Genomic DNA, 1,129 nt, shown 5'->3' with positions numbered 1-1,129 from the left:
GCAAATTAGGGATTTCCCATCACAAGACTAGGCATTCACAAGCTCCTGCCAATGCCAGGCCCGCAAAAGAAAACTTTCATCCCTACGCTGTAAGAAATTGACGCGTTGTTTACAGAATCCGATAATATCGAGGGGAGGATTTTGTAAACATGGTCATGCACAAAAACATTCGGTTAACGCCTCATGATCGGCAGAAGATCTGGCAGCTTTGGCAGACTGGCGAATACAAGGTCAGTCGCCTGGCAGAACTCTACCGGGTTTCGAGGCCAACGATCTACAAGATACTCGCACGGGCCAGGAAGCAGGAGTTTGTACCCCGCAAGAGTGTCAACGATCGTTTTCGTAGCCTCAAGTATGGGCTGAAGCGGCTGGCTAAAGTCGAGCGCGAACTCGAAGAAAAACGAAAAAGAGAAGCCAGACGCTACAACAAATCATATCCTGGAGAGCTGGTTCACTTCGACAGCAAGCGGCTCCCGTTGATCAAGGGCGAAGATCAGACGCTGCCACGCGAGTATCTGTTCGTCGCCATTGATGATTATTCCCGGGAACTCTATGCAGGGGTATTCCCGGACAAGACACAACACAGTGCCGAACTCTTTCTGCGTCAGGTGGTCGATGAATGCCCTTACACCATCGAATACACCTACTCAGACAACGGCAAAGAATTTAAAGGCACTGGCGAACATGCTTTCGTCAAGGCTTGTAACGAACTCGGTATCGGCCAGAAGTTTACGCGGATCAGCCGGCCCCAGACCAACGGCAAAGCCGAGCGTGTTATCCGCACAATCATGGAGATGTGGCATCAGCAGGAGACGTTCAAAGATCGTAAGAACCGCCATTTCAGCCTGCTGCGCTTCATCAACTTTTACAACACGGTCAAGCCCCACAAGGGCATTGACGATCTAACGCCATACGAAAAATTGCTGGATCATTTCTATGGCTTAAAAGTGTAAACAACGCGTTCAGATCTAACACCTACGCTTTTCAATCTCACCCATCCTACCGCAATTCAAAATAAAGAAAAGTCAGGAAATTCCTGAGGGCTCGCCATCTTTTCCGCCCTCTTCTCAAGCCGGCAGCGGCCAGTCAGCCTCGTATCCAGCGGGATAAAACATCTCGCGGGTGCGGT

Annotated in this window: 1 protein-coding gene; it reads left to right on the top strand. The window is 50.1% G+C overall.

From position 1 onward, the window contains the following. Nucleotides 1-149: 149 nt before the first annotated feature. Nucleotides 150-953, top strand: coding sequence for an integrase core domain-containing protein (locus MJO47_RS15390; RefSeq protein ID WP_253962042.1), 804 nt, complete (start codon nt 150-152; stop codon nt 951-953). Nucleotides 954-1,129: the final 176 nt, after the last annotated feature.

Origin of the sequence: Desulfuromonas sp. KJ2020, assembly GCF_024197615.1 — a bacterium.
GTDB lineage: Bacteria > Desulfobacterota > Desulfuromonadia > Desulfuromonadales > SZUA-540 > SZUA-540.
The sequence above is the reverse complement of the archived record's forward strand: the minus strand, read 5'-3'. Positions and strand labels throughout refer to the sequence as shown.